The sequence below is a fragment of the Streptomyces flavotricini genome (genome assembly GCF_020639365.1).
Classification (GTDB): Bacteria; Actinomycetota; Actinomycetes; order Streptomycetales; family Streptomycetaceae; genus Streptomyces; species Streptomyces flavotricini.
Genome location: NZ_JAINUL010000001.1, coordinates 3734218 through 3760115, shown reverse-complemented (window position 1 = coordinate 3760115; position 25898 = coordinate 3734218). Strand labels below are relative to the sequence as shown.

The window sequence follows — 25898 nt, the reverse complement described above, 5'->3', positions numbered from 1 at the left end:
GGCCCGGCCGGGACCACCGCCGCGGCCGGGGCCGGCGGGAGCGCCGCGGCCCACGCCCCCGACCGCCCGGCGGGGGCCGGGTCCTGGCTGCGGATCGTCGTACTGCCGCCCACCGACCCCATGTCCCGCGGCCAGCTGCGCCGGATGGCCGGTCTGGCCCGGGACGAGGGGTACGAGGTCGTCTGGCAGGAGGCCCGCGGCGGCCGGCTCGCCCCGCTCAAGGCGCTCGCCGCGCTCGCCGGGGACGTGCGCGCGGCCCGCCGGGTCGTCGTCGGCGACCCCTTCTCCCGGTACGTGCAGCTCCTGCTCACCCTCGTACGGGCCGAAGAGCTCGTGGTGGTCGACGACGGCACCGCCACCATGGAGTTCGTCGCCCAGACCGCCCGCGGCGAGCGCCTGGTGCGCTGGCACCGGGTCGGCGGCGGCGGTCTGCCCGGCCGGGTCCGCGAGCTGGCGTACGCGCCGGTCTCGGCCACCGCCCGGCGCCGCTTCACCCCGGCCGCGAACGCGGGCCGCCGCGTCGAGGTCTTCAGCTCGATGCCGGTGACCGTCCACAACGGGATGACGCTGCGGGTCAACGAGTTCGCCTGGACCCGAGCCCGGTTCGGCCCGCCGCGCCTGACGAAGGGCACCGACCTCGTCGGCACCTCCCTCGTGGAGACCGGCGTCGTCGACCCGGCCCGCTACCTGGACGCCGTACGCGCCCTGACGCTGGAACACGGGGCGACCCGCTACTTCGCGCACCGCCGCGAGTCCGCGGAGAAGCTGCGCACGCTCAGCGAGGCGACGGGGCTGGAGATCGTCCGCCCGGACCTGCCGCTGGAGCTGATCGCCCGGCGCGGACCGGTCGGCCGCACGATCGTCAGCTTTCCGTCCACCGTCGTCCACACCCTGCCGTACGCGCTGACCGGAACCGGTGTGACCGTCGCCGTATGCGATGTCGACCCGGCCTGGCTCACCGGCTCCGCCTCGGCGCGGGCCCGCAGCTTCCTCGCCGGAGTCACCGAGACCGCCCGTGATGTGCACAGACTGCCTGCCCAGACGGCCTCCGCGGCCGGATGAGCGCGCGAGTTTACCCCCGGGTGCATCCGGTCATGCGTCCAGAGGTCTGGTTTTTTTCCCCTAACGGCATGAACTTTTGGTGATCTACAGCCAGTTGGGCCATTCGTGCGCCTACCCTTCAACGGGTGAACCAGTTGATGTCCCGCGAGTCCCAGACCGCCCTGCCCGGCACGCCTGACCGGCCCGAGCTGCCCGGCAAGATTCCGGACCACCTGCGTGCCGAACTGATCGAGTTCCGCCGGGACTTGCACATGCACCCCGAGCTAGGACACCAGGAGTTCCGCACCACGGCGGCGATCAAGGCCCGGCTGGAGAAAGCGGGACTGCGGCCCCGCGTACTGAAGTCCGGAACCGGCCTGATCTGTGACGTGGGCACGTGGGACGGGGGCCGGCCCATGCTGGCCCTGCGCGCGGACATCGACGGCCTGCCCATTCCGGACACCAAGACCCACGTCGCGTACCGCTCGACCTTCCCCGACCGCGCCCACGCCTGCGGCCACGACGTGCACACCGCCGTCGTCCTCGGCGCCGGTCTGGTCCTCGCCGACCTCGACCGGCAGGGCCTGCTGCCCCGCCCGGTGCGGCTGCTGTTCCAGCCCGCCGAGGAGGTGCTCCCCGGCGGAGCCACCGACGCCATCGCCTCCGGCGTCCTGGACGGCGTGGGCCGGATCATCGCGGTGCACTGCGACCCGCGGGTCGACGCCGGGAAGATCGGACTGCGCACCGGCCCCATCACCTCCGCCTGCGACCGGCTGGAAGTCACCCTGTCCGGCCCCGGCGGGCACACCGCGCGGCCGCACCTGACCACCGATCTGGTGACGGCCGCCGCCCGGGTCGCCGTCGACCTGCCGGCCGTCCTGTCGCGCCGGATGGACGCGCGCTCGGGGATGTCGATCACCTGGGGCCGGATCGAGGCCGGGCACGCCTGCAACGTGATCCCGATGCACGCCGAGCTCTCCGGGACGATCCGCTGCCTGGACATCAACGCCTGGCACGAGGCGCCCGATCAGATCCACGCCGCGATCGACGAGATCGCCGGGATGCACCGCGCCAAGTCGGAGATCACCTACGTGCGCGGGGTGCCGCCGGTGGTCAACGACCCGGTGGTCACCGAGCTGCTGCGGGAGGCGATGGCGGCCCGGCTCGGCAAGGAGTCGATCGAGGACACCGAGCAGAGCCTCGGCGGCGAGGACTTCTCCTGGTACCTGGAGCACGTGCCCGGAGCCATGGCCCGGCTCGGCGTGCACGCGCCGGGCACGAGCGCCAAGAGGGACCTGCACCGGGGCGACTTCGACGTGGACGAGTCCGCGATCGGGGTCGGCGTGGAGTTCTTCACGGCCGCCGCTCTGCTCGACGGACGGCGTACCAGGCCGGCCGGGTAGCGATCGGGCAAAAATTTGTACAACATCTGAGCGCCTCCCGTCACACCTGTCCAGCCCTTGGTACACAAGGGCTGGACGCTCGGGGAGTTACCAATCGGTCACTGTCCGATTCGCGACGATCCGATAACGACTCATGAACGGCCCTTTAACTGACATCTACGCGCGTTACGATCGCCGCGAAACCAGCGCCGGTCGTGGCGCTTCGGTCAGGTTTTGAAGGAGCCTCCCCTTGCGCCGGATCACCAGGATCGCCACCGTGGGCATCGCGTCCGCGGCGCTGGCCCTCTCGGCCACCGCCTGTGGCGGAAAGAAGTCTTCCGACTCCACTGCCTCCTCCTCGGAGTCGGCGGGTTCGTCGAAGTCCGCAGCCATCGCCTATGACATCGGCGGCCGCGGCGACCAGTCGTTCAACGACGCCGCCTTCGCGGGCCTGGAGAAGGCCGAGAAGGACCTGAAGGTCAAGGGCGCCGAGGCCGAGCCCACCGAGGGCGAGAGCGAGGCGGACAAGGTCCAGCGCCTCACCGAGCTCGCGCGCAAGGGCAACAACCCGGTCATCGGCGTCGGCTTCGCCTACGCGCCGGCGATCAAGAAGGTCGCCGAGAAGTTCCCGAAGACCACCTTCGGCCTCATCGACGACACCTCGGTGACCGCTCCGAACATCGCGAACCTGGTCTTCAACGAGGAGCAGGGCTCCTACCTGGCCGGCGTCGCCGCCGCCAAGGCCTCGAAGACCGGCACGGTCGGCTTCATCGGCGGTGTCGAGGTTCCGCTGATCAAGAAGTTCGAGGCGGGCTTCACCCAGGGCGTCAAGGACACCAACCCGAACGCCAAGGTGCTGTCGGCCTACCTGACGCAGCCGCCGGACTTCTCGGGCTTCGCCAAGCCCGACCTCGGCAAGGCCACCGCCAAGGGCCAGCTCGACAGCGGCGCCGACGTGATCTACTCCGCGGCCGGCCTCGCCGGTTCGGGTGCGATCGAGGCCACCGCCAACGCGGGCAAGTGGGCCATCGGCGTCGACTCCGACCAGTACAACCAGGCCGGTCTGTCGAAGTACAAGGACAAGATCCTGACCTCGGTCACCAAGGACGTTCCGGACGCGGTCTACAACCTGATCAAGTCGGTCGAGGACGGCAAGCCGCAGACCGGTGAGATCCGCTACGGCCTCGACAAGAACGGTGTCGGCCTGGCCGACTCCAACCCCGCGTACAAGTCGATGGCCGAGATCACCGCTGCGGTCGAGAAGGCCAAGGCCGACATCATCGCGAAGAAGATCACCGTCAAGACCGCCCCGTAAGGCCGTCTCTGACGTGCAGTAGTGGTCTCCGGGGTTCGGGAAGCGGTCTCTGCCGCTCCCGGGCCCCGAGCCGTGTTCTGTGATCTTGTGGCCACTTGGCCGCAAGTTTTCACTTTCGACAGTGCTACGCGCGTAGAGGCATCGTGGACGCGATACCGTCCTCCTCCCGCCCACCCGCCCGGCCGATCTCCGCCCTGTCCTCCTGCCAACTTGGCATTTCCAGCTCCTTCCGCGCCAAGGAGAGTGCGTCATCAACGCGTCCAGCCCCCCTCTCGCCGTAGAACTGAACGGCATTACCAAGCGTTTCCCCGGCGTCGTCGCCAACAAGGACATCGCGATCAGCGTCCGCAAGGGCACGGTCCACGCCCTCATCGGTGAGAACGGTGCCGGCAAGTCGACCCTGATGAAGATCCTCTACGGCATGCAGAAGCCGGACGAGGGCACCATCGCCGTCGACGGGGAGCAGGTCTCCTTCTCCAGCCCGGCCGATGCCATCGCCCGCGGCATCGGCATGGTGCACCAGCACTTCATGCTCGCCGACAACCTCACCGTCCTGGAGAACGTGGTTCTCGGCGGCGAGAAGCTCTACGGCATCGGCTCCAAGGCCCGCAAGAAGATCCTGGAGATCTCGGACGCGTACGGCCTGGGCGTGCGCCCGGACGCCCTGGTCGAGGACCTCGGCGTCGCGGACCGCCAGCGTGTGGAGATCCTCAAGGTCCTCTACCGCGGCGCCCGCACCCTCATCCTCGACGAGCCCACCGCGGTGCTCGTGCCGCAGGAGGTGGACGCGCTCTTCGACAACCTGCGCGAGCTCAAGGCCGAGGGCCTGACCGTCATCTTCATCTCGCACAAGCTGGGCGAGGTGCTGAAGGTCGCCGACGACATCACGGTCATCCGCCGCGGCACCACCGTCGGCACCGCCGACCCGAAGACCGCGACCACCAAGCAGCTCGCCGAGCTGATGGTCGGCAGCGAGCTGCCCACGCCCGAGACCCGCGAGTCGACGGTCACGGACGTCGCCATGCTCAAGGTCCAGGACCTGCGCCTGGCCGCCACCGACCCCGACGGCGTCGTCCGCGAGGTGCTCGCCGGCATCGACTTCACCATCCACAAGGGCGAGGTCCTCGGCATCGCCGGTGTCGAGGGCAACGGCCAGACGGAGCTCATCGAGGCCCTCATGGGCATGAGCCTGCCGGACGGCGGCGTCATCACCCTGGACGGCAAGGACATCTCCACCGCGCCGACGCGCAAGCGCCGCGAGGGCGGAATCGGCTACATCCCCGAGGACCGCCACCGCCACGCACTGCTGCTGGAGTCCCCGCTCTGGGAGAACCGCATCCTCGGCCACGTCACCGAGGCGCCCAACTCCAAGCGCGGCATCCTCGACCCGAAGGCCGCCCGCAAGGACACCGAGCGGATCGTGCGCGAGTACGACGTCCGCACCCCCGGCATCGAGGTCACCGCGGCCTCCCTCTCCGGCGGCAACCAGCAGAAGCTGATCGTCGGCCGCGAGATGAGCCACAGCCCGAAGTTCCTCATCGCCGCCCACCCCACCCGCGGTGTGGACGTCGGCGCGCAGGCGCAGATCTGGGACGCGATCCGCGAGGCCCGCCGCGAGGGCCTGGCCGTGCTCCTGATCTCCGCCGACCTGGACGAGCTGATCGGCCTGTCCGACACCCTGCGCGTCATCTACCGCGGCCGCCTGGTCGCGGACGCCGACCCGGCGACCATCACGCCCGAGGAGCTCGGCACCGCCATGACGGGTGCCGCCCGCGGACACCTGGACGCCACCGACAACCCTTCCGCCGCTGCCGACGGTGACACGACGGAGGACGAGGCCCGATGAAGAAATTCGACAAGGACCGGCTGCTGCTCGCGGCGGCCGGACCCACGCTCGCACTGATCAGCGCTTTCGTGCTGACCATGATCGTGCTGGCCGCATCGGGCGTGGACCCGATCGACCCGCTGCGCATCATGATCGACCAGGCCGGTTACGAGGACGTCCAGGTCCTGATCGTCAACCAGGCCGGCATCTACTTCCTGGCAGCCCTGGCCGTCGCCATCGGCTTCCGGATGAACCTCTTCAACATCGGCGTCGACGGCCAGTACCGCCTCGCGGCGATGATCTCGGCCGTGGTCGGGGCGAAGGTCGCGCTGACCGGTCCGCTGCACATCCTGCTGATCGTGCTCGTCGCCATGGCGACCGGTGCGTTCTGGGCCGGTATCGCGGGCATCCTGAAGGCCCGCCGCGGTGTGAGCGAGGTCGTCTCCACGATCATGCTCAACGCCATCGCGACCTCCGTAATCGCGTGGCTGCTGCTGCCGAAGAACCTCGGCGTCCAGCCGGCCGGCTCGAACGACCTGACCACCGGTGACATCCCCGAGTCGGGCTGGTTCCCGGCCCTGTCGCTGCCCGGCGGCGACATCTACGGCTTCACCTTCGTGGCCTTCGCGCTCGGCGTCGTCTACTGGTTCGTGCTGAACCGCACCCGCTTCGGCTTCGACCTGCGCGCCTCCGGCGCCAGCGAGTCCGCCGCGCAGGCCTCCGGTGTGGAGCCCAAGAAGATGATCATGACCGCGATGCTCATCTCGGGCGCGGTCGCCGGTCTGACGGGCATGCCGCTGCTTCTCGGCGAATCCCACACGTACAACCTGTCCTTCCCGCTGGGCATCGGCTTCACCGGCATCACCGTCGCGCTGCTCGGCCGCAACAACCCGGTCGGCATCTTCTTCTCGGCCTTCCTGCTCGCCTTCATCGACAAGTCCTCGGCCGGCCTCGACCAGAACGGCTACGCCAAGGAAATCGGCACGATCATGCAGGGCCTGATCGTCATCGCCGTCGTCGTCAGCTACGAGCTCGTCCGCCGCTACGGCATCCGCCGCCAGCAGCAGAAGGTCGGCGAAGAGCTGGCCGCCGGCCACGCCCTCAAGACCGACAACAAGGAGGTCGCGGCGTGAGCACCAGCACCGTTTCCGCGACGAGCGCCGCGCCCAAGAAGGACGGCGGCCGCCGCAAGGTCACCCTCCCCTGGATCCTGCTGATGATCGCGGGCGGCCTCGCCCTGATCTCCCTGGTCCGGGTCATCTCCGGCGCCGACGACCTGACCTCCGTCGGTCAGGTCTCCGGTGCCCTCCAGCTCGCCGTGCCGATCGGCCTCGCCGGCCTCGGCGGTCTGTGGGCCGAGCGCGCGGGCGTGGTCAACATCGGCCTCGAAGGCATGATGATCCTCGGCACCTGGTTCGGTGCCTGGGCCGGCTACCAGTGGGGTCCGTGGACCGGAGTCCTGATGGGCATCGTCGGCGGCGCCCTCGGCGGCCTGCTGCACGCGATCATCACGGTCACGTTCAACGTGAACCACATCGTCTCCGGTGTGGCGGTCAACATCCTGGCCGTCGGCTTCACCCAGTACCTGTCGAACTTCACCTTCGACAAGGCCCCGGGCGGCTCCTCCAAGCAGTCCCCGCGCATCGATCCGATCACCGAGATCACCATCCCAGGGGTCTCGGACTGGCTGGCCACGCTCCAGGGCAAGCACTGGTTCCTGATCTCGGACCTCGCCGGCGTGCTCGGCGGCCTCGTCACCAACCTGTCGCTGCTGACGGTCGTGGCGGTGCTGCTGGTCCCCGCCACCTGGTGGGTGCTGTGGCGGACCTCCTTCGGTCTGCGCCTGCGCTCCTGCGGTGAGAACCCCGTCGCCGCCGAGTCCCTCGGCGTCAACGTCTACAAGTACAAGTACATCGCGGTGGTCGTCTCCGGTGCGATGGCCGGCCTCGGCGGTGCGTTCCTCGCGATCGTCTCCACCGGCATCTACCAGGAGGGCCAGACCGGCGGCCGCGGCTACATCGGTCTCGCCGCGATGATCTTCGGCAACTGGATGCCGGGCGGCATGGCCCTCGGCTCGGGCCTCTTCGGCTTCACCTACAGCCTCCGGCTGCGCGGCGGCTCCGAGAACGTCCACGCGATGCTGCTGCTCCTCGCGATCCTGCTGGTGGTCGTCCTCGTGTGGCAGCTGTACAAGAAGAAGTACGTCCAGGGCGCGATCGCCGCGGCCTGCGCGGGCGGCCTCTTCCTCTGGTACACGCTGACCGACTCCGTCCCGAGCCAGTTCGTCGACGCCGCCCCCTACGTCACCACGCTGCTGGTGCTCGCGCTGTCCGCGCAGCGGCTGCGGATGCCCAAGGCGGACGGTCTGCCGTACCGCAAGGGTCAGGGCAAGTGACGACGGCGATCGAGCCCGACTGGGAAGCCCTGCGGGAGGCCGCCCGGGACGCCATGTCCCGGGCGTACGCCCCCTACTCGGGCTTCCCGGTCGGGGTGGCCGCCCTCGTGGACGACGGCCGGACCGTCGTCGGCTGCAACGTGGAGAACGCCAGCTACGGGCTCAGCCTGTGCGCCGAATGCGGGCTGGTCTCCTCCCTGCAGGCCACCGGCGGCGGCCGCCTGACCCACTTCACCTGCGTGGACGGCAAGGGCGACATCCTCGTCCCGTGCGGTCGCTGCCGCCAGCTGCTCTTCGAGTTCGGCGGACCGGAACTGCTGGTGGAGACCCCCAAGGGGATCCTGCCGCTGGCCGAGATGCTGCCGCAGGCCTTCGGGCCGGACCACCTGAGATAGCCGTGCCGACGGCCCTTCGCCCTGCCGGGCGAAGGGCCGTCGCGATTTCCTCTTCTTCTTCTCTCTCCACCCCTCTATGCGCGTAGAAGGAAGCACCACATGGACGTCATCTCCGTCATCCGTACGAAGCGGGACCGCGGCGAGCTGAGCCCCGAGCAGATCGACTGGGTCATCGACGCGTACACGCGCGGTGTCGTCGCCGACGAGCAGATGTCGGCGCTGGCGATGGCCATCCTGCTCAACGGCATGAACCGCGCCGAGATCAAGCGCTGGACCGCCGCGATGATCGCCTCGGGCGAGCGGATGAACTTCGACTCCCTGTCCCGCCCGACCGCCGACAAGCACTCCACCGGCGGCGTCGGTGACAAGATCACCCTCCCGCTGGCCCCGCTCGTCGCCGCCTGCGGCGCGGCCGTGCCGCAGCTCTCGGGCCGCGGCCTCGGCCACACCGGCGGCACCCTGGACAAGCTGGAGTCCATCCCCGGCTGGCGCGCGCTGCTCTCCAACGAGGAGATGCTGCACGTCCTCGACACCACGGGCGCGGTCATCTGCGCGGCGGGCGACGGCCTGGCCCCCGCCGACAAGAAGCTGTACGCGCTGCGCGACGTGACGGGCACCGTCGAGGCCATCCCGCTGATCGCCTCCTCGATCATGTCGAAGAAGATCGCCGAGGGCACGGGCTCGCTCGTCCTCGACGTGAAGGTCGGCACCGGCGCGTTCATGAAGAACATCGAGGACGCGCGCGAGCTCGCCTCGACGATGGTCGCGCTCGGCACGGACAGCGGCGTCAAGACGATCGCCCTGCTCACCGACATGTCCACCCCGCTCGGCCTGACGGCCGGCAACGCGCTGGAGATCCGCGAGTCGGTCGAGGTCCTGGCCGGCGGCGGCCCCTCCGACGTCGTCGAGCTGACCCTGGCCCTGGCCCGCGAGATGCTGGACGCGGCGGGCATCAAGGACGCCGACCCGGCCAAGGCCCTGGCCGACGGCTCCGCGATGGACGTGTGGCGCCGGATGATCGCGGCCCAGGGCGGCGACCCGGACGCGGCCCTGCCGGTCGCCCGTGAGCAGCACGTGGTCACCGCCCCGTCCTCGGGCGTCCTGACCCGCCTGGACGCCTACGGCGTCGGCGTGGGCGCCTGGCGCCTGGGCGCCGGCCGCGCGCGCAAGGAGGACCCGGTGCAGGCGGGCGCGGGCATCGAGCTCCACGCCAAGCCGGGCGACACGGTGGTGGCCGGCCAGCCGCTGATGACCCTGCACACGGACACCCCGGAGAAGTTCGAATACGCCCTGGCCTCCCTTGAGGGCACCTACGACATCGCCCCGGCCGGCACGGAGTTCTCCGCCACGCCGATCGTCCTGGACCGCATCGCCTGACCTGCGGCCCCCCTGCGCGCCGGCGCGGCTCCCCGTCCGGAGCCGCGCCGGCGTTCTTTCTTCAGAGCCGGGGCAGGGCCTCCCCGGGCGCCGGCTCCCGCCGCAGGTCCAGCCAGAACAGGTAGCCGCGCAGGTAGGCCTCCAGCCCGTCGTCGATGTACGCGACGAAGTCCCGGTGGCCGTCGGCGGCGTCGTGGTAATGCGGGACGTACACCGGGTTCTCCGCGTAGGAGGACCATGCCGCGGCCGCGGCCACCGCCCACTCGCGCACCCGCCCGCGCTCCCGCCACCACGCGCGGACGCCCTCGGGGGTCCAGTGGTCGTCGCCGTCCCAGGCGTAGTTGTTGTACAGCTCCCAGCCGGCGGCGGTCACGAGGGCCTCGGTCTCCCGTTCGTTCACCGGCTGGCGGAAGACGAACTCGTGGAAGTCGTCGAAGGCGACGTGGTCGCGTGCATGGTCCCGTCCGAACTGCATGCAGTCGGTGTCGGCCCCGTAGAACGGGCCCGGGACGTTGCGCCAGTTCCGGTTGGCCCACTCGCCCTGGAAGACGGGCGTGCCGAAGGTGGCGTAGGGCGAGCCCTCGAGCGAGAGGAGACGGCGGGCCGTGGGAACGGGGTCCCAGTAAGGCGTGATCACCGGGCCCATTCTGTGCGGTGACCGATGATTCGGTCGAGGTCCGCAGGTCACCATCTCGTGGAGACCACCCGACTCGTGCTGCCCGGATCCGGACCGACCGCGCGCGACAGCGCCGCGCTGTGCGCACGCCTGGCCCGGCTCTACGACGACGGGGCCGCGGCCGTGGAGTGCGACGCCTCCGCCGTCACGGCTCCGGACCTCGCCGTCGTCGAGGCGCTGGCGCGGCTGCGGCTCGCCGCCCGCGGACGGCCGCTGCGGGTGACCGGGGCCGGGCCCGCGCTCCGGGCCCTACTGCACCTCGCCGGACTCGTCCAGCTGCTCGGGGAGGCCGAAGAGCGGGAACCAGCGGTCGGTGTCCAGGAACGCGTTGAGCCCGGTGATCCGCCCCTCTGAGATCTCCAGGACCTGCAGCGCCCAGGGGGTCCAGCCCGGGGCCCCGTCCTCCCGCGGCCGGTACTGGCCGAAGGCCGGCAGGCCGTTCGCCGTGGTCGGGACCAGGCGGGAGCCCTTGCAGCCGATGCCCTGGTTGAGGTGCCAGGCGGCGATGTCCTCGTGGCCCTGGAGCCACAGGTCGAACGGCGGCATCGACAGCACCGCGTCCTCGTGCAGCAGGGTGGTCAGCCGCGAGATGTCGTACGCCTCGAAGGCCGAGAGGTACTGCTCCAGCAGCTTCACCTGCTCCGCGTTCAGCGGGTCCGCCGTCTCGCTCTCGCGCATCCGGGTCGCCGACATCGTCGCCCGGGCCCGCTGGAGGGCGCTGTTCACCGAGGCCACCGTCGTGTCCAGCAGGGTCGCGACCTCGTCCGCCTTCCACGCCAGCACCTCGCGCAGGATCAGCACCGCGCGCTGCTTGGCGGGCAGGTGCTGCAGCGCCGCCACGAACGCCAGCCGTACGGACTCCTTCGCCAGCGCCATCTCCGCCGGATCGGCGGTCTGCGGCAGCACCCGCCCGTCCGGCACCGGCTCCAGCCACGTCACCTCCGGCCGTTCGTTGAGCACCGCGGAGGCCTGGTGCTGCGGGGCGCCGAGGTCCATCGGGCGGGCCCGCTTCTTGCCCGCGCTCAGCAGGTCCAGGCAGACGTTGGTGGCGATCCGGTACAGCCACGAGCGCAGCGAGGACCGGCCCTCGAACTTCCCGAAGCTGCGCCAGGCGCGGACGTAGGTGTCCTGCACCGCGTCCTCGGCGTCGAAGGAGGAGCCGAGCATGCGGTAGCAGTAGCCGGTGAGCTCCACCCGGTAGCGGTCCATGGCCGCGTCCAGGTCGGATTCGATGCCCGTGGCGACGTCACTCATGGCTGCCTTCCCCCAGTCGGTCCGATATCTCGAAAGCTACCGGAGGGGTCTGACAACGGCAGCCGCACCGAGCCCGCTACGTACCCGGCTTGCGCCCGTAGACGTACACGTCGTCGCCCTTGGCCAGCAGGTTCCAGTACGCCTCGGCGTCCGCGGACCGCATGTTCACGCAGCCGCCCGACCCCGGCGGGTTCCACATGCTCTTCTCCACCGAGTGGAAGGCGATCCCGCCGTCGAAGAACTGCGCGTACGGCATCGACACGTCGTAGATCGTCGACCAGTGGTCGATGCTGCGGTAGTAGATCCGCTTCAGCCCGGTCCGGGTCTCGGTGCCGTCCTTCCCGGTGCGCACCGGCACCGGCCCGTACTTCAGGGTGGCGCCGTCCTGGACCCAGCTCAGCTGGCGTGTCAGGTCGACGCAGGCGATCCGGCCCAGGTCCACCGGGCACTGCCCGTCCTTGTTCGGGGTCGTGCCCGCCGCCCGCTGCGCCAGCATGGTGTTCATCGTCTGCCAGGTGAGCGGCCCGGCGTACCCCGCGGTCGGGGTGATCCCGTGCTTCGCCTGGAAGGCCTTGATCGCCTGGCAGTCGGCCGCGGACTGCCGCCCGTCGACGGGCCGCCCCAGGAACTGCTCCACCTGCCGCTGGTACGGCCCCGTGGCCACGTTGCACGAGCCGGCGGCCCGCGCCGTCCCGCCCCCGCCGGCCACCAGCGGGACCGCGAGCACCACCGCCCCGCAGACCACCGCCGCCGCACGCCGCCGCGTACGCATCCACCCCGTACGCATCCACCCCGTACGCATCCACCCCGTACGCATCCACCCCGTACGCATCCGCATCAATGTCACGTCGTACTCCCTCCCACCCCCACTCCTTCCCGGCGGGGAGGGGCAACGCGCCGGAGCCCGGGGCGGCTTGCGCCTCCGGGCTCCGTAATTCCGCTCGTACCGATGCCGTACGCACCGGTCCCCAGGCGGCCGTATCAGCGTGCGGCGGCCAGCGAACCGTGGCGCCGCTCGGCGCGTGCCGCGTGCGAGCCGTACAGGGTGATCGACACGACGCCGAGCACGGCCAGCAGCGCGATGCCCACCGTCGCCGCCCAGCCCGCCGAGTGGTAGGCGAGCGCCCCGAGCGTGCCGCCCGCGCTGGAGCCCAGGTAGTACGCCGACTGGTACAGCGCCGAGGCCTGGGCGCGGCCCGACGTCGCGGTCCGGCTCACCGCGGCGGACGCCACCGCGTGGCCCGCGAAGAAGCCGGCGGTGATCAGGACCAGCCCGACCAGGATCGCGGCCAGCGAGTCCGCCAGCGAGAGCAGCAGGCCCAGCGCGGTCGTGGTCACCGCCAGGTACAGCGCCCCGCGCCGCCCCGCCCGCGCCACCAGCTGCCCGGCGGCCGCCGAGGAGACCGTACCGACCAGGTAGATCAGGAAGATCGACCCGATCACGCCCTGGCCGAGGGAGAACGGCTCATCGACCAGCCGGTAGCCGATGACGGTGTACACGGCCCCGAAGACGGTCATGAACAGCGCACCGATCCCGTACAGGCGCAGCAGCAGCGGATCCCGCAGGTGCCCGGCGACCGTACGGCCCACCGCGCGCGGGTTCAGCGACGCCGGACGGAAGAACCGGGCCCGGGGGAGCAGGACGAGGAACGCCGCCGCGCAGGCCAGCGCCATCACGCCGACGGCCAGCAGACCGCCCCGCCAGCCCCACGCCTGGGCCGCCCAGCCGGTGACGAGCCGGCCGCTCATGCCGCCGATGGAGTTGCCCGCCACGAACAGGCCGATCGCGCCCACCAGCGCCTTCGGCTTGACCTCCTCCGCCAGGTACGCCATCGCGGAGGCCGGGATGCCGGCGATCGCCGCGCCCTGGACGGCGCGCAGCACCACCAGCCACTCCAGGTTCGGCGCGAACGGCACGAGGAGGCCGACGCCGACGGCGACCAGCATGGAGACCGTCATCATCCGGGTCCGGCCGAAGCGCTCGGAGAGGGCGCTGAGCGGAAGGACGAACAGGGCGAGGGCGCCGGTGGCCGCGGACACGGTCCAGCTGGCCTGACCCGCGGTCACCCCGAACCCGTCGGAGATCGCGGGCAGCAGCGCCTGGGTGGAGTAGAGGAGGGCGAACGTCGCGAGTCCGGCGGCGAAGAGCGCGAGGCTCATGCGGCGGTAGCCGGGGCGGCCGGGGGCGTGGGCTTCCGGTGCGGCAGGAGACGACGGGGTGGAGGCACCCGTGGTGACAGGTGCCCCGGTATGAACGGGAGGCATGCAAAGACCGTAGACCCGCTCCGTTTCATGCGTCCAATGCACAGAATCGCGATAATCAATCCACTGGTGCATGACTGCAGCTCAGAAGGGTGCCTGTCAATGAACCGTTACGAAGAAGACATGGCAGTGACAGGTTTGCTGGCACCGCGCCTGGCGTATTTCGCCGCCGTCGCCCGCCACGAGCACGTCACCCGGGCCGCACACGAGCTGGGCGTCCCGCAGTCCACCCTCTCCCGCGCCATGGTCCGCCTCGAACAGGACCTCGGCGTCGCGCTGTTCGCCCGCAAGGGCCGCACCGTCGCCCTCACCACCGCCGGCCGGACCTTCCTCTCCTCGGCCGAGCGGGCCCTCGCCGAGATCGCCCGCGCCGCCGAGTCGGTGCAGCTGGACGCCGATCCGGCCCTCGGCAAGGTGGCGTTCGGCTTCCTGCACACCCTCGGCTCCGAGACCGTGCCCGGGCTGATCCGCGCCTTCCGGGTCGACCACCCGCGCGTGCGCTTCTCCCTGGTGCAGAACTACGGCGAGGCCATGCTGGAGAAGCTGCGGGCCGGCGAGCTCGACCTCTGCCTGACCTCACCGGTCCCGGACGCCCCCGACCTGGTCGCCCGTCGCCTCGACGAGCAGCGGCTGCGCCTCGTCGTCCCCGACGACCACCGGCTGGCCGGCCGCAAGCGCATCCGCCTCGCCGAGGCCGCCGACGAAACCTTCGTCACCCTGGAGGCCGGGTACGGCCTGCGGCGCATCACCGACGACCTGTGCGCCGAGGCCGGGTTCACCCCGCGGGTGGCCTTCGAGGGCGAGGAGGCCGAGACCCTGCGCGGCCTGGTCGCGGCGGGTCTCGGCGTGGCCCTGCTGCCGCCCCCGGCCGTGGCCCGCCCCGGCGTGGTCGAGCTGACGGTGACGGCTCCCCGCGCGGTCCGCGAGATCGGCGTGGCCTGGCTGGACGGCCACCCGGACACCCGCCCGGTGGCCGAGTTCAAACGCTTCCTCCTCTCCCGCCGCGGCCGGCTCATCCCGGAGCTGTAGGCCGGCCCGCACCCCCGAAATCCGTTGGACCGGCCGTCACTCGGGCCGCGACAATGCCCGGATAACGGTGGCGAGGGAGAGCTTGTTTGGACGTGTTCGTGTGCGCCGGGTGCGGTGCGGAGCTGACGGCGCCGGTCTCCCGGGTCGCCCTTCCCGTCCACACCCGTTACGGGGCGTGGGAGAAGCTGCATCCCCCGCTCATGGAACCGGCGACGTACGCCGTGGACCCCGAACCCTCCGGAGCGCCCTGGCGGTCGTCGCACGGGTCGGGGGAGACCGCCGCCGGTCAGCCGGCGCACCCGGTCCCCTTCGCGGCGCGCGACCGGATCGTCATCGCGCCGGGCGACTCCCGGGGCATGGCCTTGATCCTCGAGAGGTGCGCGGGCTACTGCTGCGGCGTGGACGGCCGCGAAGGCCCCAACCTGGCCTGCGAGGGCTGCGGGCGCGCCGTGGCGACCCGGATCGACGACTGCGGGTTCTGGCAGGCGGTGTGGCTGGAGCCCGACGCGGTGCACCGGCGCCCCTCCGGGCTGCCCGCCGCCGCGCCGCCCGACTGGGACGACCTGGTGCGCGACCCGCGGCGGGTCCCGCCCCTGGAAGAGGACGGGTGGTGGAGCCCCCGCTGGGAGGCGGCGGTCGGGGTGGCGTTGGCCCATCTGGTGGTGGCCTGCGGGCGCCGGCCCGTGGCCCTCCCCGCCGGTCCCGTCGCGCAGTTGTTGTCGGGGGCCGTCGCCTCGGTCCTCCCCGCCGGGGCCCCCGCCGGGGTTCCCGCCGGAATCCCGGCCCGGACCCTGCGCCTCGCCGGGCCGGGGGTTCCCGTGCCCCGGCCCGCCCCCGACATCCTCCTCGTCCCGCGCCACCCGCTGACCGGGGAACCGTGGCGGCCCCCGTCCGGCGCGCCGGACGTCGTACCGCTGGACACCGGGGTCTGGGCGTACCTCGCCCACCCCGGCGAGACCTCGCCCATTCCGGCGACCGGCACCCTGCCGGCGGGAGTCCTGCGCGACGACTACCCCGTGCCGCCCCGGCCGAGGTGGCGCCTGGAGATCCACCGCCGTGCCTTCGCGGACACCCTCGCCCGGCTGACCGCCGTACGGCCCCACCCGGCCGAGGCCGCTCAGCCCGTCCCGCCCGGCTCGGCCGGCACGGGGACGGGAGCCGCCGTCTGGGCGAGCAAGTAGCCCGCCTGGAAGCGGGACTTGGCGCCGGCCGCCCGCATGATCTCCGCGATGTGGCGCTGGCAGGTGCGCTCCGACATGCCGAGCCGGCGGGCGATCACCTTGTCCTCCAGGCCCTCCGCGAGCAGCCGTACGATCATCTGCCGCAGCTCGTCCGAGAGCGAGCGCGCCGCCTCAGGGCCCACCGTCGTCGGGAACGGCTCCGCCGCCACCCACGACCGCTCGAACGCCGCCGCCATGAAGTGCACCACCGCCGGCTCCCGCACGACCAGGGCCGCCCCGGCGCGGTCCGGCACCGACATCAGCCCCGTCCGCCCGTCGAAGACCAGCATCCTCATCAGCCCGTCGCCCAGCGTCCGCACCTGCGCGCCCAGCGCCGTCACCCGCTCCACGTACGCCGCCGTGGGCCGCGAGTAGCGCGCCGTGTGCTGGTAGATCGTGCGCATCCGCACCCCGCGCGCCAGCAGCGACTCGTCCCGCCCGATCGCCTCCTCCAGCGTCTCCACCGGCCGGCCCCCGCCCGGCTGCGAGGTCAGCAGCTCCTGCCCGCACCCCGCGACCAGCTCCGCGATCAGCCCGCGTACCGCCCCCAGGTCGGTGACCAGCTCCAGTTCGGCCCGCCCCGACCCGTTCCGTTCGAGGTGCGCCGCCCCCGCCTCGTACGCCGGGACCAGCGCCTCCAGCCGCCCGCGCAGCCGGTCCATCTCGTCGTGGGTCTCCCGTACGAGCAGGGCCAGCGGGGCCAGCGCCCGGGCCGCCGCCGCCCGCGGCGCGACCGCGCTCCACCGGTCCGGGCCGCCCCCGGGGGCCCGCTGCAGCAGGTGCGCGGCCGCCAGCTCGGTGATCGCCGCGGCCGCCCGCGCCCCGAGGTCCGCGGTCGCCTCCGACTCGGCGAACGAGTGCCGCTCGACGGCGTACGCGTACAGCCGCCGGGCGGCGCGGCTCAGGTCGCCTCCGGACGGCGGGTCGGCTTCGTCGGCTGGCATGTGCGTATTCGTCCCGGCTTGTGGATGTTTATAAACCCCTCGTGTTCCCGCAAGGCGGCAAGACGACGCCCGATCGGGGGACGAGCACATGTGCCGAACCGGCACAGTGGTCACACCGGGTGAAGGGGGAAACGCGGTGACGGGGGAGCGGGAGCGGGTACGGAGGACCGGGCGGGGGCCCACGGCGGTCCTGCCGAGCCCGTGCCCCGCCGTGGTGGCCGCCGCCCGACGGGCAGGCGCGCGCACCGTGGTGGTCGCGCCGGGTCCGCCGGCGCTCTCCGACCGTGAGGGGGCGGAGCGGCGGGAGCCGGCGGACCGGCGCGACCACGGCCGCCTGATCGGCCCCCGGTCGGCCGACCGGGGGCCCTCACCCCCGATTCACACGGTATTCACGTACCGCCGCCACCCTGGAGGCATGGCCCTCACGAGGCGTGAAGTTCTGGCGACCGGTGTGTCCGGCGCCGCCGCAGTCACCGCACCGCACCTGTCCGCGCCCTCGGCGGACACCCGGATCCTGACCGGCACGCTTCCCCCCGGTGCCCCGGACTTCGTGGAGATACCCCTCGACGTACCGCGCGGCGTGAGCGAGTTGAGAGTGGCGTACACGTACGGCAAGCCGCCCGTACCGCCCGGCACCCCCGGGAACGCCCTCGACATCGGGATCTTCGACGAGCGCGGCACGGCCCTCGGCGGCCGCGGCTTCCGCGGCTGGTCCGGCGGTGCCCGCAGCGAGTTCTTCCTCCGCGCCGACGCCGCCACCCCCGGCTACCTGCCGGGCCCGATCGGCGCCGGCCGCTGGCACGTCCTGCTCGGCCCCTACACCGTCGCCCCCCAGGGACTCCCGTACGAGATCACCGCGCGCTTCACCTTCGGCGGGCCCGGCCGCACGCCCCGCCCGGTCTACCCGCCCGGGCGCGCCCGGGGCCGCGGCCGGGCCTGGTACCGCGGCGACTGCCACGTCCACTCGGTGCACTCCGACGGGCGCCGCACCCCGGTCGAGATAGCCTCCCTGGCCCGCGCGGCCGGCCTGGACTTCATCAACTCCTCGGATCACAACACCCACAGCGCGCACGCCGCCTGGGCCGACGCGCCCTCACCCGACCTGCTGATCATGACCGGCGAGGAGGTCACCACCCGCACCGGCCACGTCCTGGCCGTCGGCACCGACCCCGGCACCTTCGTCGACTGGCGCCACCGCGCCCGCGAGAACCGCTTCGGCCGGTTCGCCCGTGCGATCCGGGGCGCCGGCGGCCTGGTCGTACCGGCCCACCCGCACGCCACCTGCATCGGCTGCGCCTGGAAGTTCGGCTTCGCCGACGCCGACGCCGTGGAGGTGTGGAACGGCCCCTGGACCCCGGACGACGAGGTCTCCCTGGCCTCCTGGGACGCCACCCTGCGCGGCGCCGACGACGAGCGGTGGCTGCCGGCCGTGGCGAACAGCGACCACCACCGCGATCCGGACCGCGTCGGCGGCCCGCAGACCGTGGTCCTCGCCGAGGACCTGACCCGGGAGGCGATCCTCGCGGGGCTGCGGGCCGGGCGCTCCTACGGGGCCGAGTCCGCGCAGGTATCGGTCGCCTTCGAGGCGGTGGGCCCGCGCGGGGAGCACGCCGGGATCGGGGAGCGCCTGCGGGTGGCCCCGGACGCGGACGTCACCGTGCGGCTCACGGCCACGGGCGCCCCGGGCTGCGAACTGCGGCTGGTCACCGACCAGGGCCTGGCCCTGACCTCGTCGGACGCCGCGCTGGAATGGCACACCAGCCCGGCCCGCTCGGCCTACGTACGGGCCGAAGTCCGCCACCCCGCCGCGCACCCGCCGCTGCCGGGCGCCCTGGCGGCGTTCACGAATCCGGTGTGGCTGCCCGCGGCGGGCTGAGAGCGGCGAGGGGTCAGGAGGCCGGCTTCGCGTACTGGCCGAAGCCGGTCCAGTCGAGCGCCACGCACTGCTCGTCGCCGACGACCCAGGCGTCGTGCCCGGGCTCGATCTGCATGAAGTCGCCGGGCCCGTACTCCTCGCTGGTCCCGTCGTCCATGACGACCTTCATCCGGCCGCTCACCATGTAGCCCGTGTGCGCGGCCTGGCAGCTGTCCGTGCCCGCCAGCGGCTTGATGTGCTCCGACCAGCGCCAGCCCGGCTCGAAGACCGCGCGGCCCACGGCGCCGCCGTCGGTCTGGATGAGGTCGAGCCTGCCCTTGCCGTCCGCGAAGGGACGTGTCTCGTCGGCCTGGTCGAAGCTCTTGCGTACGATCGCGGCCATACCGCATCGCCTCCCGCAGACAAGCGCCCCGAGTCCACTCCTCACTCTACGCCCGGTCTGCCCGGCGGCCTGCCGGGCAGCCGGACCGTCCTCGGCTCCGCCCGATCAGCCCCGCAGCGAACGCCCGAAGCCCGTCGCGAGCGGCATCCGCAGCCCCAGCGGCGGCGGCGCCGCCAGCGCGTCCGTCACCGGCCGCGAGAACCGCCCGGAGAACACCGCCCCCAGGACGAAATCCACGGACAGCGCCACGACTTCGGCCCGGTGCTCGCGCAGCCCATGGCCGTCGGAGTGCACCTCGAACCGGCAGGTGGAACGGTTCGCCTTCTTCGCCTGCGCCGCCAGCCGAAACGATGCCTCCGGGTCACTGTGCGCGTCGTTCGTCCCGTGCACGATCAGCACCTGGCGCCCCGACAGCTGTTTCACCGGTTCCGGGGAGTCCGGCGAGAGGACCTCCCCCAAAGAAGGGGCAAGCGCCAGCACCGCGTTGACGGCTTCGTGGCCCGCCGCCCGCAGCGCCGCCCGGCCGCCCGCGTCGTACCCGGCGAGGCACACCGGCACGTCCCCGTACCTGCGCACCACCTCGTCCGCCGCCCACCGGGCGTCGTCCTCGCGGCAGCCCCCCTTGCCGTGCAGCACGGTGTGCGTGACCAGCCCGTCCGGCCCGCCCGCCCGGACCAGTGCCCGCGCGAGCGGACGCACCGGACCGGTGGAGAATCTGGACGCGCCGGGGAGTAAGAGGACGACTCCGTTGACCGTGTTGCCTTCTGAGACCGACCCGTTCGCGCCGGCCGCCCGCCCCAGGCGGGCCCCGCGCGCCGGCGGCGCATGCTGTGCCATGGCGGAACAGTCTCAGACTGACAGGTGTACGCGACCCGTCCGTACGGTCTCTGTTACGTATCGACCCCTGTCGCCGACGCGTTGCTCTACGCGCGTAGGAGTAGAGTGCCCGGATGACGAGCGAGACCCCCAACCTGCCGACCCCGGATCAGATCCGCCGCTCCCCGAAGGTGCTGCTCCACGACCACCTCGACGGTGGTCTGCGCCCCGGGACCATCATCGAGCTGGCCCGGGAGGCCGGCTACGAGAACCTTCCCGAGACCGACGCCGACAAGCTCGGCATCTGGTTCCGCGAAGCCGCCGACTCCGGCTCCCTGCCGCGCTACCTGGAGACGTTCGCGCACACGTGCGCCGTCATGCAGACGAAGGCGGCCCTGTTCCGCGTCGCCGCCGAGTGCGCCGAGGACCTGGCCGAGGACGGCGTCGTGTACGCCGAGATCCGCTACGCGCCCGAGCAGCACCTGGAAGCAGGCCTGACCCTCGAAGAGGTCGTCGAGGCCGTGAACGACGGCTTCCGCGAGGGCGAGCGCCGCGCGAAGGCGGCCGGCCACCGCATCCGCGTGGGAGCCCTGCTCACCGCGATGCGCCACGCCGCCCGCGCGCTGGAGATCGCCGAGCTGGCCAACCGCTACCGCGACAACGGCGTGGTCGGCTTCGACATCGCCGGCGCCGAGGCCGGGTTCCCTCCCACCCGCCACCTGGACGCGTTCGAGTACCTCAAGCGCGAGAACAACCACTTCACCATCCACGCGGGCGAGGCCTTCGGCCTGCCGTCGATCTGGCAGGCCCTGCAGTGGTGCGGCGCCGACCGCCTCGGTCACGGCGTGAAGATCATCGACGACATCGAGGTCGCCGCCGACGGCTCCGTGAAGCTGGGCCGGCTGGCCTCGTACGTCCGGGACAAGCGCATCCCCCTGGAGATGTGCCCCACCTCGAACCTGCAGACCGCCGCGGCCGCCTCGTACGCCGAGCACCCGATCGGCCTGCTGCGAAAGCTGCACTTCAGGCTGACGGTCAACACCGACAACCGCCTGATGAGCGGCACCAGCATGAGCCGCGAGTTCGAGCACCTGGTCGACACCTTCGGCTACACGCTCGACGACATGCAGTGGTTCACCGTCAATGCGATGAAGTCCGCGTTCATTCCTTTCGATGAACGACTGGCCATGATCAATGAGGTCATCAAGCCCGGTTATGCCGAGCTGAAGTCGGAATGGCTGTTCCAGCAGACTGCTTCGACCAGCGGTTCCATCCTGGCCTAGGCCATGGCGTAACAGACGGAAAGCGCCCGGGAGGAGCAATTCCCGGGCGCTTTCTCGTATTTACGTATGTTTGCGGGCGGGGGTTTGAAGTGACTAGTTTGCGGAGCCGCTCAATTCCCCGTCGCAAGGACTAAATCTTCATGAAGAAGTCAGCTGCCAAGACCCTCGGTGCCGCCGCCCTCGGCGCCGCCTTCGTCGCCGCCGCCGCGGGCTCCGCCTCGGCCGCCGTGCCGGCGATCGGGCTCTCCGACGCGCTGGGCACCGTGACCGGCGCCGCTCAGGGACTCACGAGCCAGCAGCAGGTGAGCCCCGAGGGTGGTCAGCAGCAGAGCGACCCGGCCGCCCCCCTCAACCAGCTCACCGACGCGGTCGGCCCGACCCTCGGCGGCCTGCCCATCGGCGCGCTCGGCGGAAGCTGATCCCCGTCTGATCGGTCCGCGGATCCGTCCGCGGATTTTCGTACGCGCACGCACGTGGCGCACGCCGGTTCGATCGGGTGTGTGCCACGTCGTGGCGTGTGCCACGATCACCACCAACTGCCCGCCGACGCACTGGGTATGAGGTCATCGGTCATGCGCTTGAAGGCACGAGTCACGGTCGGAGCGGCCACCGCCGCCCTGCTCCCCGCCCTCCTCCTGGGGGCCGTGGGCTGCAGCAGCAACAAGGACGCCGCCCCCGCGGCGGGCAAGACGCCCGACCCCAAGGGCTCCGCCCCCGCGGCCTCCGCCGCCGCGTCCCCGGGCTCCGCCCCGAGCGGCGCCCCCGCGCCCAAGGCCGGGGCGAGCAAGCTGGAGCGCTCCGCGCTCGAACAGGGCGATCTGCCCGGCTACCAGGTCTCCGCGCAGGGCAAGAACCCGAACGCCCCCGACGGTCAGCCGCAGGCCGACCGCAAGGCCTGCCAGCCCCTGGCCGACATCATGGGCGACAAGCCGGACCCGGCCGCCCGCGAGACCGTCAACCGCGGCATCGGCTCCCAGAAGCAGGTCGGACTCGCCGTCTCCGCCTCCGTCAGCTCCTACGCCGAGAGCGACGCCAAGGCGCTCATCGCCCGCCTCAAGGGCGCCGTCGGCGCCTGCGGTACGGGCTTCACCGCCACCGTCGACAAGCAGAGCGGCAGCTACCGCGACGTGCGGGCGAGCGAGTACAAGACGGCCGGCGACGAGACCGTCAGCTGGACCACCACCGCGGCCGCCCAGGGCGTCTCGGCCCAGGTCCACGTGGTCGTCGTCCGCCGGGGCGACACCGTCGTACGGCTGATGGCCCTCAATGTCGCCGGGGCACAGCAGAAGGCGCAGGTCCCGCAAGAGGTGGCCGACAAGCAGCTGGAGAAGGTCCGCGCCGCGGGCTGATGCCCGGCCTCGTGACCCGGCCCCGCCGGCCCGGTCCGGGCCCGGCTCCGCCCCCCGGGACGGCCGCCTCTGCCGCTTTACCAGGCGTTCGAGGCGGACTTCTCATTCGGCAGGAGCAGCCACAGCGCCAGGTAGATCAGGAACTGCGGGCCGGGCAGCAGGCACGAGACGACGAAAATGACGCGCATCGTGTTCGCGGATATTCCGAAGCGGCGCGCCAGTCCGGCGCAGACGCCGCCGATCCAGCGGCCTTCACGGGGGCGGACAATGGCGCTCATGGGATCTCCTCTGTGACATCCGGCGGGAAGTTTCCCGCGATGCCTCAATACTCCCGCGGCACCGCCGACAGAACGTCGGTCCAGGGGCCGAGCCCGACCCTGGGAATTCTCGGGGTGGACCCCTGAGAGGACTGCTCGGAGCGGCGCGAGCGCCGCAGCCGCGCCCTCAGCGCCGGCACGACGGCCACGTGTGCGAGGACGACGCCCAGCCCGTTCAGCAGGACCGAGTCCACATCGACCACCTGCCCGGGCACGGAGCTCTGCAGCATCTCGATGAGGAGCGAGACCAGCACGCCCGCGGCGGCGGTCCGGCCCAGCGAGGACCACGCGGCCAGCGGCGAAGGCGCCAGGTTCCCGTTGGCGAGCGGCAGCAGCACCCCGAGCGGGGCCAGCAGCGCCAGCGCCTCCCCGATCCGCCGGGCCGCCTCGAGCGGTCCGTACGAGAGGTCCGCCCGGATCCCCTCCAGGGGGTTCAGATTGGCGGCGGCCGCCCAGGGCACGTCCAGGGGCCGCAGAGTGAGCCAGCCGACGAGGAGGAGGTGGGCGATCAGCAGCCCCCCGCCCAGGAGCCGGAGCCGGAGGTGAATGGCGGTGGCGGCACTGCGGCCGACCTCGTTGCGCTGCACATGTGCGAGGACGCAGGTCCCGGCCGCCGCGGTTCCGGTCGGATCCTGTGAGCGGGCTCGCACCCCCCGTACGGGGGCCGGTACGGGGCCGCGACGACCGCCTGCCGCCGCCTCCCGCCGCCTGCCGCCGCCTGCCGCCGCCGATCGGCGGCGTCAGCCGATGACGAGCAGCACGATCAGGAACACCACGCCGAGGGCGGCGGGGGCGAGGACCTCGTACGACCACCGCACGTGCACGCTGCCCTGCGCACCGGCCCGCGAGGCGCCGCGCTCGGCCAGCTCCCGCAGCTCGTTCACGACCTGGTCGGCCTGGGCCCGCTGAGGTTCGGCGGAGGCGGCCGGACCGGACTTGCCCGGCGAGCCCTGGGCGCCCTTGCCGGTGGGTCCGCCGCGGCGGGAGAGCTCCTGCTTGGTCTGCTGCCGGCTCGCCTTCTTCCGCTCGCGCAGCGAGACGGGGACGGACCACAGCTGGTACTTCGACCCCCCGGCCAGCACCTCCGCCGAGTACCCGGCGCGCACCGCGTCCACGGCGCCCCAGGGCAGCTCGATGACCCGGAAGGGGTTCCGCACGCGCAGCCGGTCGTCATTGGCGAAGACGGCCGGGCGGATGGTGAACGCCACGATCAGCGGTACGGCCAGCAGGGCGATCGCCGCGGCGAACCACGGGCTGTTCCCCGATCCGCGCACGATGGCGTCCCCGCACAGCCACGCGATGAGCGCGAGCAGCAGCACCCCGGTCACGACGGCCATGGGGGAGCGGTAGACCCGGTCTTCGTACGCCGGCTCTTCAGGGGGCTGCTGGCTGCTCATGAGGCCGATTCTGCCTCACGTCATCTCAGCCGACGAGATCGGCGTACACGATGACGCTGTCCGGCCGGTGGCCGTCGGTGATCTCGCCGCCGCAGGTGATCGGCCGCAGCTCCGGGCGCGCGGTGTTCCCGTACACCTTGTCGGTCGGGAAGCTCTTCTTGTCGACCCGTTCCAGCGCCCGTACCCGGAAGACGGCGGCGGCGCCGTCGGCCCGGGCGACGGTGCGGTCGCGGGCTGCGCGGCGGCCGCGGGCCGTCAGGGCCACACCGAGCCCGGCGAGGACGCGACGAGACCCGCGCCGGCGGCGACGGTGACGCTGTCGTCGGTGTCCTCGGCGGCGTACTGGGCCCCGGCGGCCACGCCGCCCTTGGGCACGACCACGGTCTGCGCCCCGCCCTGCGGCTTCACGTCGGCGGCCGGCCGGACGTGCACCGTGACGGTCGGCGCGGGCTTCGGCGCGGGCTTGTCGGCGGCCTGATCCTCGGTGATCTTGTAGTTCGGCTCGCAGCCCTTGGGCAGCGCCGGGAAGGCGGTCCGGCCGAGCGGGGTGCCACCGCCCTGGGTCTTCCACTCGAAGCCGGGCGCTGCGCCGCTCGGGTTCACGATGCGCGCGGTGATGCCGGCCGACTCGGGCAGCGACGGGTAGCTCCGGTCCAGGAGCCGCCAGGCGGTGTCCTCACCGGCGACCCACAGCTCGGCCCGCGGGCCGTCGGGGGACGTGAACAGCTTGGCGCTCATGCCGGCACCGATGTCCTGCGACTTCTCGGCCGAGCAGACCTGGCCGGCCTTGCCCTCGGGCAGCGGGTAGGACTTCGCGACGCCCTTCGTGGTGACGACGAGCACCGGGGCCGTCGTCTGCGCCTTGGTGAGCTCGAAGGAGGCCCCGTACGCCTCGGCGGTGGTCTGCCCGCGGGTGACCAGGCCCACGACGTGGGTCATGTAGTCGTCGCCCGGCTTCCACTGGTCGCCGACGTAGCGGATCCAGGCCTCCGGGCCCTCGGCCCCGTTGCGCAGCACCGCGACCATCCCGTTGCCGACGTGGACCGGCCGGCCCTCGTAGCGCCCGTTGTCGCCGGAGGGAACGGGCGCCCGGGTCGACGGCACCGGCTGCGGAGCGGTCGCCGCGGCGATCGCGGTCGCGGCCGGTGCGAGGAGGGCCCCGGCGAGGGCGGCGGTGACGATCGAGGTGCGGAGGGCGGAACGCATGACGACTCCTTGGTGCGGTGTCGCGGGGAGGTGGGCGAGTCGCATGCCCCCTTTCTCTGCGGGTTCCCTGCCGAAGGCTTTCATCCGGGGAGGTCTGGCGGGCTGCTGAAGAGAAATTCACGTTTCTTGTTCGACTCGACCACGGGGTTCCCGTCTT

The 25898-nt window shown here is 72.2% G+C and carries 26 protein-coding genes and 1 pseudogene; 15 read left to right on the top strand and 12 right to left on the bottom strand.

The window, feature by feature from the left end; all coding sequences use genetic code 11:
- The 8 genes from K7B10_RS16815 to K7B10_RS16780 form a co-directional block, all read left to right on the top strand.
- Positions 1–1062, top strand: a 1062-nt coding sequence (locus tag K7B10_RS16815; RefSeq protein ID WP_308284593.1) for a hypothetical protein, incomplete at its 5' end; no start/stop codon positions are given.
- Positions 1063–1199: 137 nt separating this feature from the next.
- A complete protein-coding gene (locus tag K7B10_RS16810) occupies positions 1200–2444 on the top strand; it encodes an amidohydrolase (RefSeq protein WP_229345151.1) in 1245 nt (414 codons plus the stop codon).
- Between the two features lie 229 nt (positions 2445–2673).
- On the top strand, positions 2674–3738 hold the full coding sequence (locus K7B10_RS16805; protein ID WP_229336811.1) for a BMP family lipoprotein: 1065 nt from the start codon (positions 2674–2676) through the stop codon (positions 3736–3738).
- Between the two features lie 283 nt (positions 3739–4021).
- Positions 4022–5584 carry an ABC transporter ATP-binding protein gene (locus K7B10_RS16800; protein WP_229345149.1) on the top strand — a complete coding sequence of 521 codons (1563 nt, stop codon included), beginning with the start codon at positions 4022–4024 and terminating at the stop codon, positions 5582–5584.
- On the top strand, positions 5581–6696 hold the full coding sequence (locus K7B10_RS16795; protein WP_229336810.1) for an ABC transporter permease: 1116 nt from the start codon (positions 5581–5583) through the stop codon (positions 6694–6696). Before K7B10_RS16800 ends, K7B10_RS16795 begins: the two co-directional genes overlap by 4 nt.
- Positions 6693–7958 carry an ABC transporter permease gene (locus K7B10_RS16790; protein ID WP_229336809.1) on the top strand — a complete coding sequence of 422 codons (1266 nt, stop codon included), beginning with the start codon at positions 6693–6695 and terminating at the stop codon, positions 7956–7958. The genes K7B10_RS16795 and K7B10_RS16790 overlap by 4 nt, the downstream gene beginning before the upstream one ends.
- Positions 7955–8353, top strand: coding sequence for a cytidine deaminase (locus K7B10_RS16785; protein ID WP_308284592.1), 399 nt, complete (start codon positions 7955–7957; stop codon positions 8351–8353). Before K7B10_RS16790 ends, K7B10_RS16785 begins: the two co-directional genes overlap by 4 nt.
- Positions 8354–8452: 99 nt before the next feature.
- Entirely contained in the window at positions 8453–9730 is a 1278-nt protein-coding gene (locus K7B10_RS16780; protein ID WP_229336808.1) for a thymidine phosphorylase, read from the top strand.
- A gap of 61 nt (positions 9731–9791) precedes the next feature.
- Here K7B10_RS16780 and K7B10_RS16775 read toward each other — a convergent pair whose 3' ends face one another.
- Positions 9792–10367, bottom strand: a complete 576-nt coding sequence (locus K7B10_RS16775) for a ferredoxin (RefSeq protein WP_229336807.1) — start codon at positions 10365–10367, stop codon at positions 9792–9794.
- 57 nt (positions 10368–10424) lie between these two features.
- Here K7B10_RS16775 and K7B10_RS16770 point away from each other — a divergent pair, with 57 nt between their 5' ends.
- Positions 10425–10760, top strand: coding sequence for an STAS domain-containing protein (locus K7B10_RS16770; protein ID WP_229336806.1), 336 nt, complete (start codon positions 10425–10427; stop codon positions 10758–10760).
- Here the strand turns inward: K7B10_RS16770 and K7B10_RS16765 are convergent.
- The 3 genes from K7B10_RS16765 to K7B10_RS16755 form a co-directional block, all read right to left on the bottom strand.
- Positions 10656–11660: a sigma-70 family RNA polymerase sigma factor gene (locus K7B10_RS16765; RefSeq protein ID WP_229336805.1), complete on the bottom strand. Its 1005-nt coding sequence runs from the start codon at positions 11658–11660 to the stop codon at positions 10656–10658. The genes K7B10_RS16770 and K7B10_RS16765 overlap by 105 nt on opposite strands.
- A 76-nt stretch (positions 11661–11736) precedes the next feature.
- Positions 11737–12432 (bottom strand): L,D-transpeptidase family protein, encoded by a 696-nt coding sequence (locus K7B10_RS16760; protein ID WP_229345145.1) that lies wholly within the window; start codon positions 12430–12432, stop codon positions 11737–11739.
- 209 nt (positions 12433–12641) lie between these two features.
- Positions 12642–13925, bottom strand: coding sequence for an MFS transporter (locus tag K7B10_RS16755; RefSeq protein ID WP_229336804.1), 1284 nt, complete (start codon positions 13923–13925; stop codon positions 12642–12644).
- Between the two features lie 99 nt (positions 13926–14024).
- Here K7B10_RS16755 and K7B10_RS16750 point away from each other — a divergent pair, with 99 nt between their 5' ends.
- Together K7B10_RS16750 and K7B10_RS16745 are read left to right on the top strand one after the other, a co-directional pair.
- On the top strand, positions 14025–14951 hold the full coding sequence (locus K7B10_RS16750) for a LysR family transcriptional regulator (RefSeq protein ID WP_372481425.1): 927 nt from the start codon (positions 14025–14027) through the stop codon (positions 14949–14951).
- A 92-nt stretch (positions 14952–15043) separates the two neighbouring features.
- Positions 15044–16132: a hypothetical protein gene (locus K7B10_RS16745; RefSeq protein WP_229345141.1), complete on the top strand. Its 1089-nt coding sequence runs from the start codon at positions 15044–15046 to the stop codon at positions 16130–16132.
- On the opposite strand, the gene K7B10_RS16740 is transcribed toward K7B10_RS16745, so the two are convergent.
- The gene (locus K7B10_RS16740; protein WP_229336803.1) at positions 16069–17115 is read right to left on the bottom strand and encodes a helix-turn-helix transcriptional regulator; all 1047 of its coding nucleotides are present in this window, start codon (positions 17113–17115) and stop codon (positions 16069–16071) included. The genes K7B10_RS16745 and K7B10_RS16740 overlap by 64 nt on opposite strands.
- Before the next feature lie 415 nt (positions 17116–17530).
- On the opposite strand from K7B10_RS16740, the gene K7B10_RS16735 reads away from it, so the two are divergent.
- On the top strand, positions 17531–18991 hold the full coding sequence (locus K7B10_RS16735; protein ID WP_229336802.1) for a CehA/McbA family metallohydrolase: 1461 nt from the start codon (positions 17531–17533) through the stop codon (positions 18989–18991).
- Positions 18992–19004: 13 nt separating this feature from the next.
- Here K7B10_RS16735 and K7B10_RS16730 read toward each other — a convergent pair whose 3' ends face one another.
- Both K7B10_RS16730 and K7B10_RS16725 read right to left on the bottom strand, forming a co-directional pair.
- Positions 19005–19373, bottom strand: coding sequence for a cupin domain-containing protein (locus tag K7B10_RS16730; protein WP_229336801.1), 369 nt, complete (start codon positions 19371–19373; stop codon positions 19005–19007).
- Between the two features lie 105 nt (positions 19374–19478).
- On the bottom strand, positions 19479–20210 hold the full coding sequence (locus tag K7B10_RS16725; RefSeq protein ID WP_229336800.1) for an alpha/beta hydrolase: 732 nt from the start codon (positions 20208–20210) through the stop codon (positions 19479–19481).
- A gap of 113 nt (positions 20211–20323) precedes the next feature.
- Between K7B10_RS16725 and K7B10_RS16720 the strand changes: the two genes are divergently transcribed.
- The 3 genes from K7B10_RS16720 to K7B10_RS16710 all read left to right on the top strand — a co-directional run bounded on the left by K7B10_RS16720 (position 20324) and on the right by K7B10_RS16710 (position 22821).
- Entirely contained in the window at positions 20324–21472 is a 1149-nt protein-coding gene (locus K7B10_RS16720; protein WP_229336799.1) for an adenosine deaminase, read from the top strand.
- 140 nt (positions 21473–21612) lie between these two features.
- Positions 21613–21891: a hypothetical protein gene (locus tag K7B10_RS16715; RefSeq protein ID WP_030865344.1), complete on the top strand. Its 279-nt coding sequence runs from the start codon at positions 21613–21615 to the stop codon at positions 21889–21891.
- A 153-nt stretch (positions 21892–22044) separates the two neighbouring features.
- Positions 22045–22821: a hypothetical protein gene (locus K7B10_RS16710; RefSeq protein WP_229336798.1), complete on the top strand. Its 777-nt coding sequence runs from the start codon at positions 22045–22047 to the stop codon at positions 22819–22821.
- A 77-nt stretch (positions 22822–22898) separates the two neighbouring features.
- On the opposite strand, the gene K7B10_RS16705 is transcribed toward K7B10_RS16710, so the two are convergent.
- The 5 genes and pseudogenes from K7B10_RS16705 to K7B10_RS16685 all read right to left on the bottom strand — a co-directional run bounded on the left by K7B10_RS16705 (position 22899) and on the right by K7B10_RS16685 (position 25741).
- The gene (locus K7B10_RS16705) at positions 22899–23099 is read right to left on the bottom strand and encodes a PspC domain-containing protein (RefSeq protein ID WP_030865353.1); all 201 of its coding nucleotides are present in this window, start codon (positions 23097–23099) and stop codon (positions 22899–22901) included.
- Positions 23100–23143: 44 nt separating this feature from the next.
- The gene (locus K7B10_RS16700) at positions 23144–23725 is read right to left on the bottom strand and encodes a VanZ family protein (protein ID WP_229336797.1); all 582 of its coding nucleotides are present in this window, start codon (positions 23723–23725) and stop codon (positions 23144–23146) included.
- Positions 23726–23878: 153 nt separating this feature from the next.
- Positions 23879–24535 carry a PH domain-containing protein gene (locus tag K7B10_RS16695; protein WP_229336796.1) on the bottom strand — a complete coding sequence of 219 codons (657 nt, stop codon included), beginning with the start codon at positions 24533–24535 and terminating at the stop codon, positions 23879–23881.
- A 25-nt stretch (positions 24536–24560) separates the two neighbouring features.
- Positions 24561–24758 (bottom strand): annotated as a pseudogene (locus K7B10_RS16690) (class F sortase); the annotation flags it as partial.
- A gap of 32 nt (positions 24759–24790) precedes the next feature.
- Positions 24791–25741, bottom strand: a complete 951-nt coding sequence (locus tag K7B10_RS16685) for a hypothetical protein (RefSeq protein ID WP_229336795.1) — start codon at positions 25739–25741, stop codon at positions 24791–24793.
- Positions 25742–25898 lie beyond the last annotated feature (157 nt).